The sequence below is a fragment of the Myxococcus guangdongensis genome (assembly GCF_024198255.1).
GTDB lineage: Bacteria > Myxococcota > Myxococcia > Myxococcales > Myxococcaceae > Myxococcus > Myxococcus guangdongensis.
This window is the reverse complement of the sequence record NZ_JAJVKW010000011.1, coordinates 386,961-397,755: the sequence shown is the minus strand read 5'-3', so window position 1 is coordinate 397,755 and position 10,795 is coordinate 386,961. Positions and strand designations below refer to the sequence as shown.

The following is a 10,795-nucleotide window of genomic DNA, read 5'->3' as shown; positions in this document are numbered from 1 at the left end:
GTAGGTCGCTGCCGGATTCTTTTTGAGAAGCCCTCGTCGCCTCGTGCGACGGGGGCTTTTCTTTTTTCCGCGCCCCCTTTCGCGAGCCGGAGGCCCCAGCGCTCCTCGCGCTGGGGGGCTGGTGATCACCGTGAGGCGAGGAGCTCGGCGAGCCGGTCGAAGTTCTGCTCGTTGGCGTTCTCCACGAAGCCGCGGACCTTCTCGACCTCCTCCTTCGACTCGAAGCGCATTCGCCAGGTGAGGCGTGTGTTCGGCCCCTCATCCGTGAAGTCGAGGCGCATCTCGAAGTGGTGTGACTCCTGGAGGTGTCGGAAGACGACCCGCTCCAAGGGGACCACCTCCGTGAACTCCTTGTGCATGACGTACCGGGCTCCATCCGGTCCCTGCATCACGAAGCGCCACTGACCTCCTGGGCGGAGCTCAAACACCTCGAAGGTGTTCGTCGAACCCCGCGGTCCCCACCAGCGCGACAGTTGCTCGGGGTCGCTGAATGCCCGGTACACCCGGTCTCGAGGTGTATCGAAGCGCCGCGATGAGACGATGTCTCGGGAGTCCTCGAGCACGCGTCCCAGTCTGTCGAAGTGTTCGGCCGTTCCTCCTTCACGTGAGCGGGTTCCATCCGCACCGTCGAGGAAGGTGGCCTGCTCGGTGAACACCATCCTCGTTCCGCCTGTCTTCGTCGCGTGGAGCTCCACCGTGGCCAGTGACACGGACAAGTGCATGTCGCCCACGTGCATGTCGTAGACGTAGACGAGCCGCTCGTTGGGGATGATGGAGTGATAGCGCGCGGTGAAAACAGTCGCGTGGCGGCCCTCGAACTGGCCGTGGAGCAGCTCTGTCCCTCCCACTCGGAAGTCGAGCTCGCGCTTCACGAGTCGCCACCGCTCAGGTGGCCCGATGAACCATTGGGCCTTGGTCTCCACGTCGGACCAGGCCGCGAAGACCCGGGCCGGAGACGCCTTGTAGGTGCGCTCAATGGTGAATGAGCCGTGAACGACGGGAGGTGTCTTCATGATCTGCCCTTCTTTCGGGAGGACTCGGGGCCATCCAGCAGCTCGCCCAGTCGGTCGAAGCGGCGCTCCCACAGGCTGCGCCGTGCGGAAATCCAGTCCTCGGCAACCTGCAGCCCCTCGGGTCGGATGTGACAGGAGCGCACGCGCCCGACCTTCTCCGTGCGCACCAAGCCGCTCTCCTCGAGGACCTGGAGGTGCTGAACGACCGCGGCGAGGGTGATGTCGAGCGGCTTCGCCAGGTCGCTGACTGACAAGGAGCCCTGACTCAGTCGCTCGATGATGGCCCTCCGTGTGGAGTCGCCCAGTGCCTGGAAGACCCGGTCTACGGCGCCATGGTTTAGCATGGACTTAAGTATTGTCTGTGCGCCCCGACTGTCAAGTCGCGGCTTGAGTGTGCAGTGAGCCTTTCAAGCTGCACGGCACCAGTGGGGTCATCGTGCAGGCTGCACGCTCCACTTCGGGGCGCGCTGTCCAACCCCCCGAAACTCCTGCGAGTTCATCGGAGGGCGAGTGGTACGCCCGGTGCTCACTGGATGGGCACCCATGTGGTCCATCGACTCCACTCAGCTGCTTCTCTCCCTGCTGCTCCAGCAGGCAGATGCATCCCTGCCTGCCCCCGACGCCACGGCCAACGACTCGGCGGTGACCCGTTTCCTCTCCCGGGTCCAACCCGAGGGCGGCGTCGATGTGTACTTCGCTCACAACTTCAACCGCCCCGCGAACAAGGCGAGCTTCCTTCCCGGCACCGGCACATCCGCGAAGCGCGATGGCGAGGTGTCCATCAACCTGGCTTCGCTGGGGGTGAGCGCCGAGCCCGCTCCCGTGGGCTTCAAGGTGCTCCTGGGCTTCGGAACGGGGGCGGAGGTGGTGCACTCGGCGGAGCCCGAGGGGGTCGCCTCGGGGCCCGCCGTGTGGCGCTACGTCCAACAGGCCTCCGTGTCCTTCGCCACCGGTCCGCTGACCCTGGAGGCGGGGCTGTATCCCAGTCACATCGGGCTCGAGTCGTTCCAGTCGCAGCTCAACTGGACGTACACCCGCTCGTGGATGGGTGAGTACTCGCCCTACTACCAGACGGGCCTCAAGGGGACCTGGGCGTTCGACCCGGTGTGGAGCGCGCAGCTTCAGGTGCTCAATGGCTGGCAGACGATTGGGGACAACAACCGTGGCCTCGCGGTGGGCACTCAGGTGGCCTACTCGGGCGAGCGACTGTCCGCCGCCTTCAACACCTTCATTGGTGATGAGGGCTCAACCGGCGACGAAGGTCTGCGCCTCTTCGCGGACGCGGTGGCGACGTTTCGTGTCCTGCCCTCCTTGTGGCTCGCCGCGACCGCGGATGTGGGCACGCAGCGGCTTCCCTCGGGGGAGCGCGCGAACTGGTATGCGGCGGGAATCAATGCCCGGGTGCTCCTCGCGGAGCCCGTGGCGCTGGCCGCGCGTGTCGAGGCCTACCGCGACGCCGACGGCTTGATGACCGGCCTCACGCAGACCCTCTCGAGCGGCACCGTCACGCTCGAGGTGAGGCCCGCGGAGCAGCTCCGCCTCAAGCTCGAGGCTCGGCATGACCGCTCGACGGAGCCTGTGTTCGCGGGCCGCGCCACCGGGCCCGACGGTACGCCCGCACCGAAGGACGCCGAGACGCTCGTCGTGCTCGGTGCCACCGCCTACTTCTGATGCGACCTCGGAGCCTCTCCATGGATTTCGTCCTCGTCCTCGCCACCGTTGGCTTCTTCACGCTCGCGATTGGCTACACCCATGGCTGTGAACGGCTCTGAGCGCGTCCTGCTCGCTTCCGTGCACCCCGCCAGGTGGCCACTCGCGCCCTGCGCTTCGTTCATGCGCTGCTCCACGCCAAGCATCACCCGGAGTCCTCCCCCATGACCTTCGAATACGCGGCCGGCGCCGTGCTCGCCGTCCTGCTCGCCGTCTACCTCGTCTACGCCCTGCTCCGTCCCGAGCGCTTCTGAGGGACCCCTCCAATGACTCTCATCGGTTGGTTGCAAGTCCTGTTGTTCTTCGCCCTCCTGCTCGCGCTGACGAAGCCCCTGGGCGTCTATCTCTTCCGTGTCTTCGAGTCCGAGGCGCAGCCGCTGCCGCGCGTGCTCGGCCCCGTGGAGCGGGGGCTGCTGCGCCTGAGTGGCGCGAGCGAGCGGCGTGAGCAGACCTGGGTGGAGTATTGCGGCGCCCTGCTGGCCTTCAGCCTGGTGGGCCTGCTCATCCTCTACGCCCTCCAGCGCGCGCAACATCTGCTGCCCTTCAATCCCCAGGGGCTCGGCGCCGTGGGGCCCGAGCTGGCTTTCAACACGGCCGCCAGCTTCGTCGCCAATACCAACTGGCAGTCGTACGCCGGTGAATCCACCATGAGCTACCTCACGCAGATGGTGGGGCTGGCGTGGCAGAACTTCGTCTCCGCCGCCGCGGGGCTCGGGGTTGCGCTGGCGCTCGCTCGCGGGTTCACCCGACGCCCGGGGCCCGAGGGCGCGAAGACGCTCGGCAACTTCTGGGTCGACCTGGTGCGCGGCACGCTCTACGTGCTCCTGCCCCTGTGCTTCATCGTCGCCCTGTTCTTCGTCTCGCAGGGGATGCTGCAGAACCTCTCGCCCTATCACACGCTCACCACGCTCGAGGGCGGCGGTCAGACGCTCGCGATGGGACCGGTGGCATCGCAGGAGGCCATCAAGATGCTCGGCACCAACGGTGGTGGCTTCTTCAACGCCAACAGCGCCCACCCGTTCGAGAACCCGACGCCGCTCACCAACCTGGTGCAGATGCTGCTCATCTTCGCCATCCCCTCGGCGCTCACGTACACCTACGGGAAGATGACGGGTGACACGAAGCAGGGCTGGGCCCTCTTCGCCGCCATGTCGTTCCTGTTCTTCGTGGGGGTCCTCGCCGCGTACTCCGCCGAGGCCCAACCCAACGCCGCCGTGTCCGTCGCGCAGGTGGCCCAGGTCGGCAACATGGAGGGCAAGGAGGTGCGCTACGGCACCGCCGCGTCCACGCTCTTCGCCGTCGTCACCACCGACGCGTCGTGCGGCGCCGTCAACGCCATGCATGACAGTTTCAATCCGCTGGGCGGACTGGTGCCGCTCATCAACATGCAGCTGGGCGAGGTCATCTTTGGCGGCGTGGGCGCGGGCCTCTACGGCATCCTCATCATGGTCGTGCTCTCCGTCTTCATCGCCGGACTGATGGTGGGCCGCACCCCCGAGTATCTGGGCAAGAAAATAGAGGCCCGGGAGATGAAGCTCGCGATGCTCTACGTGCTCATCTTCCCGCTGTTCATCCTCGGGCTTTCCGCCGCGGCGGCCGTGCTTCCCCAGGGCGTGTCCTCGCTCAACAACGCGGGACCCCATGGTCTGTCGGAAATCCTCTACGCGTTCACCAGCGGCACGGCCAACAACGGCAGCGCGTTCGCGGGACTCAACGCGAACACCCCGTTCTGGAACATCTCACTGGGCCTGGCGATGCTCGGCGGGCGCTTCCTGATGATTGTCCCCGCGCTCGCCATCGCCGGCTCCATGGTGGGCAAGAAGGCGGTTCCCGCGGGTCCAGGCACCTTCCCGACGAATGGCGCCCTCTTCACCGGCCTCCTGGTGAGCATCGTCGTCATCGTCGGCGCGCTCACCTTCTTCCCCGCCCTCTCCCTGGGCCCCATCGTCGAGCACTTCCTCGCCGGGGCCGGAAAGGTCTACTGAGCCATGAGCTCCTCGTCCTCGAAGCCCGCGTCGCTCTTCGACGCTTCGCTGCTCAAGCCCGCGCTGCTCGACAGCCTCAAGAAGCTCCACCCCCGGGATGTGGCTCGCAACCCCGTCATGTTCGTGGTGTGGGCCGGCAGCCTGCTCACCACCGTGCTGGTGGTGAAGGACCTCGTGTCGCCGCGCGCCGACGGCGCGCCCCTCTGGTTCACCGTGTCCGTGGCCCTGTGGCTGTGGTTCACCGTCCTCTTCGCGAACTTCGCCGAGGCGGTCGCCGAGGGGCGCGGCAAGGCGCAGGCCGGTGCGCTGCGCAAGATGCGCAAGGACACCACCGCGCGTCGTCTCTCGGAGGGCCGCGAGGAGCGGGTTCCCGCGCCTGATTTGCGCAAGGGGGACCGGGTCGTCTGCGAGGCCGGAGACCTCATTCCTGGTGATGGCGAGGTGGTGGAGGGCATCGCCAGCGTCGATGAGTCCGCCATCACCGGTGAGTCCGCTCCCGTCATCCGTGAGTCTGGCGGTGACCGCTCGGCGGTGACGGGCGGCACCAAGGTGCTGTCGGACCGAATCGTCGTGCGCATCTCCGCCAACCCGGGCGAGTCCTTCCTCGACCGCATGATTGGACTGGTGGAGGGCGCGGCCCGGCAGAAGACGCCCAACGAAGTCGCCCTGCACATCCTCCTCGTCGGGCTCACCGTGGTGTTCCTGTTGGCGTGCGTGTCGCTGGTGCCGCTCGCGCTCTACTCGGGCGTGCCGCTGTCGGGCACCGCCGTGGTGGCGCTGCTCGTGTGCCTCATCCCCACCACGATTGGGGGACTCTTGAGCGCCATCGGCATCGCCGGCATGGACCGGCTGTTGCGGAAGAACGTGCTCGCGATGAGCGGTCGCGCCGTCGAGGCGGCGGGGGATGTGGACACGCTGCTGCTCGACAAGACGGGCACGATTACGCTCGGCAACCGCATGGCCACGGAGCTGTTGCCCATGCCCGGCGTGCGCATGGAGGAGCTGGCCGAGGCCGCTCAGCTCGCGAGCCTGGCCGATGAGACTCCCGAGGGACGCTCCATCGTCACGCTGGTCAAGGACGCCTACAAGCTGCGCCCTCGCGAGCTGCAGGCACATCAGGCCTCGTTCGTGCCCTTCACCGCGCAGACTCGGATGAGCGGGTGCGACCTGGTGGACCCTCAGCCTCGCAGCATCCGCAAGGGCGCGGTGGATGCCATCGTCAAGCATGTGCAGGCGCAGGGCGGCTCCGTGCCTTCCGAGCTGGCGCTGGCCGCGGGGCGCATCGGGGACGCGGGTGGGACGCCGCTCGCCGTCGCGGAGGGGTCGCGACTGCTCGGCATCATCCACCTGAAGGACGTGGTGAAGGGCGGCATCCGTGAGCGCTTCGACCGCTTCCGCGCCATGGGCATCCGCACGGTGATGATTACCGGTGACAACCCTCGCACCGCCGCGGCGATTGCCCGTGAAGCGGGCGTGGATGACTTCCTCGCGGAGGCGACTCCCGAGGCCAAGCTCGCGCTCATCCGCACCGAGCAGGCCAAGGGAAAGCTCGTGGCGATGACGGGCGACGGCACCAATGACGCTCCCGCGCTCGCTCAGGCGGATGTCGGCGTGGCGATGAACACCGGTACGCAGGCGGCGAAGGAGGCGGGGAACATGGTCGACCTCGACTCCAACCCCACCAAGCTGCTCGAGGTGGTGGAGGTGGGCAAGCAGCTCCTGATGACTCGCGGCACGCTGACCACGTTCTCCATCGCCAATGACGTGGCGAAGTACTTCGCCATCCTGCCGGCGCTGTTCATGGGTGTGTTCCCCCAGATTGCTCCGCTCAACGTCATGGGGCTGACTTCGCCCTTCAGCGCCATCCTCGCCGCCGTCATCTTCAACGCGGTCATCATCATCGCGCTCATCCCCCTGGCGCTGCGTGGCGTGCGCTACCGGCCGCTCGGCGCGGCGGCCCTCCTGCGCCGCAGCCTGCTCATCTACGGGCTCGGCGGCGTCATCGTTCCCTTCATCGGCATCAAGGCCCTGGATGTGCTGCTCACCGCCGTCGGGCTCGCCTGAGGACTGCTCATCATGGTCTCCACTCTCGTCACCGCCCTTCGTGCCTGTGTCGTCACCCTGGTGCTCACGGGCCTGCTGTATCCCCTCGCCGTCACCGGCGTGGCTCAGTTGCTGTTTCCCTCGGAGGCGCAGGGTTCCCTCGTGAAGGATGAACAGGGCCGCGTGGTGGGGAGCGCCCTCATCGGCCAGGGGTTCACTCGCGCGGGCTACTTCCAGCCCCGTCCCTCGGCCGCTGGGAATGGTTACGACGCGGCCGCGTCCTCGGGGAGCAACCTGGGGCCTACGTCGCAGAAGCTCCGGGACCGCGTCACGGCCGAGGCCTCGCGTCTGCGCCGTGAGAATCCAGAGGCTCCCGGTGAGGTGCCCGCGGAGCTGGTCACGACGTCCGCGTCCGGGCTGGACCCTCACCTGTCGCCGGACGCCGTGCGCTGGCAGGTGCCTCGCGTCGCGAAGGCTCGCGGTGTGGCTCCGGAGCGCGTGCTGGCCGTGGTGGGCTCGCATGTCGAGGGGCGGACGTTTGGCGTGCTCGGCGAGCCTCGGGTGAATGTGCTGTTGCTGAACCTCGCGCTCGACCGACAGTTCGGCCGCTCCGCCGTCGAGCCTGTGGTTCCGATGGGGGGCGCGGTGGCTCCGTCCGACACGCCTGCACGGAGCGCGGGCAATCCGTGAGGTCGAGGCGCTGGAGCTCTCGACGGGAGTTGCGTTGCCGTCGGGAGTCGAGGACGTTCGTCTCATGGCATCGACGGGCGTCCTGTCTCCTGGGTGGGCCGAGGTCCTTCGGCCTCATGCGAGCGCATGGGGGCGGGGCGATGACCTCTGAGCTGTCTCAGCAGGCGACTCGGCTTCGTGTGATTCGTTTGCCGCGCCCCGAGGTCCTGGGATGACGACTCGGCGCTCGCGTGCGGAGGACTTCCTGGAGCTGGTCGAGCGCGGCCGGCGCGGCCGGCTCAAGCTCTACATCGGCTTCGCGGCCGGCGTGGGCAAGACGTACCGCATGCTCGAGGAGGCTCATGCCCTGAAACGGCGCGGTGTGGATGTGGTGCTCGGCTTCGTGGAGACCCACGGCCGCAAGGAGACCGAGGCCCTGGTGGCTGGACTCGAGACGGTGCCTCGCAAGACGTACTCCTACCGCGACGTTCTCGTCGAGGAGATGGACCTGGAGGCGGTCCTCGCTCGCAAGCCCCAGGTCGCCGTGGTTGATGAGCTGGCTCACACCAACCTCCCCCTGTGCCGCCATCGCAAGCGCTACCAGGATGTCCAGGCGCTGCTCGACGCGGGCATCAACGTCATCGGCGCCTTCAATGTGCAACACCTCGAGAGCCTCAATGACCTGGTGGAACGCACCACCGGCGTCGTCGTCCGCGAGACGCTGCCCGACAGCTTCCTCAAGGGCGCCGACCAGGTCGTGAACCTGGACCTCGCCGTGGAAGACCTCCACGAACGACTCAAGGCGGGAAAAATCTACGCCGAGGACAAGGTGCCCCATGCCCTCGAGCGCTTCTTCACGGGCGAGAACCTGTCCACCCTTCGCGAGCTCGCCCTTCGCGAGGTGGCCGAAAGCCTGGACCGTGCCACCTCCGGACAGTCCTCGCGCTCTGGCGACGACGAGCCTCGCAAGGGCGCGGCTTGGGGCAGGGTGCTGGTCGCCATGTCCAGCTACCCTCCTCGCGCGGCCACCCTGCTGCGCCGTGGCTCTCGCATGGCCGGTCGGCTGAATACCGATTGGTTCGTGGTGTATGTCGAGACGCCTCGCGAGGCGCCCCACCTCATCGACGCCGAGGCGCAACGCCACCTGCTGGCCAACATCGAGAAGGCCCGCGAGCTGGGCGCCGAGGTGGTCCGTCTTCGCTCGAAGGACCCTGTCGAGGCCATCCTCGACTTCGCTCGCTCCCATGGCGTGGGACACATCATGGTGGGCCGTTCGCATCAGCCCTGGTGGAGGCGCGCGCTGGGACGCGCCGCGGATGTGCGGCTGCTCCGTGAGGGCGAGGGCTTCGACATCCATGTCGTCGCCTTCGAGCCCTCCTCCGAGGAGAAACGACCATGACCCTCCGGATGCGATTGCTGCTGGCCCAGGCGCCGCTCGCGCTCGCGCTCGCGCTGGTGGGCCTGGTCGCCGTCATCACCCTGGCTCGCTTGGGTCGCTCGGGGCAGCGCATCCTCCAGGACAACTACCGCAGCGTCCTGGCCGCCCAGCGGATGACCGAGCAGTTGGAGCGCATGGACAGCGCCGCCCTCTTCATCGTCGCCGGTGAGCGTGAGCGGGGACTGGCCCAACAGGCTTCGCAGCGACAGGTCCTGGAGGCCGAGCTGCGGCTGCAGGAGGGCAATGTCACCGAGCCGGGTGAAGCCGAGTCCACCCGCCGGCTGCGCGCGGGCTGGGAGCGCTATGTGTCCGCTTATGACGTGTTCCTCTCGCAGTCCTCCCCCGAGGACCAGAAGGCGGCGTACTTCCGGAACATCGAGCCCACGTTCCGGGAGGTGAAGGACGCGGCGTCCGCCGTCCTGGCGCTCAATCAGGACGCGATGGTGCATAAAAGCGAAGCGCTGCGTCGGCAGAGCGACCGGGTGAACACGCTGATGGTGCTCGCGGTGCTGGTCGCGTTCGCGCTGGGGTTGTTCGCCTCCACGTCCCTCACGCATCGCGCGCTGCGGCCCGTGTCCGTGCTGTCCCAGGCCGTGCAGCGGCTGGGGCGCGGGGACTACGCCGTGCGCGCCACGGTGGAGGGCTCGGATGAAATCGCGCGGCTGGGCGAGGACTTCAACTCCATGGCCGAGGCGCTCCAGCAGTACCGACAGAGCAGCCTGGGCGAGCTGCTCCAGGCCCAGGCCGCTTCCCAGGCCGCCATCGACAGCCTCCCCGACCCGGTGGTGGTGTTCGGCGCGGATGGCGGGCTGCTCAACGTCAACCGTTCGGCCGAGGACGTGCTCAAGCTGGGGCTCGAGGGCGGTGGGGATGTGCTCGGGCGCGTGGTGCCGGAGGCTCGCGATGTGCTGGAGCGCGTGCGGGGACACGTGCTCGGGGGCAAGGGGGCCTATCAGCCTCGGGGGTATGAAGAAGCGGTGCGCGTGCCGCTGACCGAGGGCGACCGGTGGCTCCTTCCTCGTGCCAGTCCCGTGTACGGCGAGACGGGCGAGGTGGTGGGTGCCACGGTGATTCTCCAGGATGTGACTCGGCTGCGCCGGTTCGACGAGCTGAAGAACGACCTGGTGGCCACCGTGGCCCATGAGTTCCGCACGCCCCTCACGTCCCTGCGCATGGCCGTGCACCTGGTGGCCGAGGGCATGGTGGGGCCCGTGACGGAGAAACAGGCGGACCTGCTCTTCGCGGCGCGCGAGGACTGCGAGCGGTTGCAGGGGATTGTCGATGACCTGCTCGACCTGTCTCGCATCCAGGCGGGACAGCTCCGGCTCGAGGTGCGCCGCGTGTCCACGGAGGAACTCGTGCAGGCGGCGCTCGATTCACAGCGCTCGGCGGCGGAGGAGCGCGGGGTGCGGTTGTCCCGGCTCGTGGGCTTGGAGGTGGAGACCGTGGACGTGGACCCGGAGCGGATGGGGCTCGTGCTCGGCAACCTGGTGGGCAATGGCGTGAAGCACACTCCGGCGGGAGGCGAGGTGGAGGTGCGGGTGGCTCGCGATGGTTCGCGCGTCCGCTTCGAGGTTCGCGACACGGGGGAGGGCATCGCGCTGGAGCAACAGGCGCGCATCTTCGAGAAGTTCTATCGCGCGCCCGGGGCGCCCGCGGGGGGGGCGGGGCTCGGGCTGTCCATCGTGAAGGAGATCGTCCAGGCCCATGGTGGAGAGGTGGGCGTCATCAGCGCGCCTGGGCGAGGGAGCACGTTCTGGTTCACCCTGCCGGGGCAGGTCGTGGCGGAGACCTCGTGATGCGACGTGTGCCCGAGGGCGCCGCAGGTGCGATGGGACTCCAGGACAAGGGGATGGCGCGGAGGATTCGTGACGCTCCCGGGGCTGGTTCCTCGTGGAGAGGTCCCCATGTCACGTGATGTCCTGAGTGCGTCGAGT

General features: G+C 67.9%; 9 protein-coding genes. 7 read left to right on the top strand and 2 right to left on the bottom strand.

The window, feature by feature from the left end; all coding sequences use genetic code 11:
- Nucleotides 1-125: 125 nt before the first annotated feature.
- Nucleotides 126-1,013 (bottom strand): SRPBCC family protein, encoded by an 888-nt coding sequence (locus tag LXT21_RS31310; protein ID WP_254041876.1) that lies wholly within the window; start codon nucleotides 1,011-1,013, stop codon nucleotides 126-128.
- The gene (locus tag LXT21_RS31305) at nucleotides 1,010-1,357 is read right to left on the bottom strand and encodes an ArsR/SmtB family transcription factor (RefSeq protein WP_254041875.1); all 348 of its coding nucleotides are present in this window, start codon (nucleotides 1,355-1,357) and stop codon (nucleotides 1,010-1,012) included. The genes LXT21_RS31310 and LXT21_RS31305 overlap by 4 nt, the downstream gene beginning before the upstream one ends.
- A 199-nt stretch (nucleotides 1,358-1,556) precedes the next feature.
- Between LXT21_RS31305 and LXT21_RS31300 the strand changes: the two genes are divergently transcribed.
- The 7 genes from LXT21_RS31300 to LXT21_RS31270 all read left to right on the top strand — a co-directional run bounded on the left by LXT21_RS31300 (nucleotide 1,557) and on the right by LXT21_RS31270 (nucleotide 10,657).
- Nucleotides 1,557-2,684 carry an outer membrane beta-barrel protein gene (locus LXT21_RS31300; RefSeq protein WP_254041874.1) on the top strand — a complete coding sequence of 376 codons (1,128 nt, stop codon included), beginning with the start codon at nucleotides 1,557-1,559 and terminating at the stop codon, nucleotides 2,682-2,684.
- Between the two features lie 203 nt (nucleotides 2,685-2,887).
- Entirely contained in the window at nucleotides 2,888-2,977 is a 90-nt protein-coding gene (gene kdpF / locus LXT21_RS31295; RefSeq protein ID WP_254041873.1) for a K(+)-transporting ATPase subunit F, read from the top strand.
- Between the two features lie 12 nt (nucleotides 2,978-2,989).
- Nucleotides 2,990-4,708, top strand: a complete 1,719-nt coding sequence (gene kdpA / locus LXT21_RS31290; RefSeq protein ID WP_254041872.1) for a potassium-transporting ATPase subunit KdpA — start codon at nucleotides 2,990-2,992, stop codon at nucleotides 4,706-4,708.
- 3 nt (nucleotides 4,709-4,711) lie between these two features.
- Nucleotides 4,712-6,772, top strand: coding sequence for a potassium-transporting ATPase subunit KdpB (gene kdpB, locus LXT21_RS31285; protein ID WP_254041871.1), 2,061 nt, complete (start codon nucleotides 4,712-4,714; stop codon nucleotides 6,770-6,772).
- Between the two features lie 12 nt (nucleotides 6,773-6,784).
- Nucleotides 6,785-7,441 carry a potassium-transporting ATPase subunit KdpC gene (kdpC, locus tag LXT21_RS31280; protein WP_254041870.1) on the top strand — a complete coding sequence of 219 codons (657 nt, stop codon included), beginning with the start codon at nucleotides 6,785-6,787 and terminating at the stop codon, nucleotides 7,439-7,441.
- Between the two features lie 211 nt (nucleotides 7,442-7,652).
- Nucleotides 7,653-8,819, top strand: coding sequence for a sensor protein KdpD (locus tag LXT21_RS31275; RefSeq protein ID WP_254041869.1), 1,167 nt, complete (start codon nucleotides 7,653-7,655; stop codon nucleotides 8,817-8,819).
- Entirely contained in the window at nucleotides 8,816-10,657 is a 1,842-nt protein-coding gene (locus LXT21_RS31270; protein ID WP_254041868.1) for a HAMP domain-containing sensor histidine kinase, read from the top strand. The genes LXT21_RS31275 and LXT21_RS31270 overlap by 4 nt, the downstream gene beginning before the upstream one ends.
- The last annotated feature ends 138 nt before the right edge of the window (nucleotides 10,658-10,795 follow it).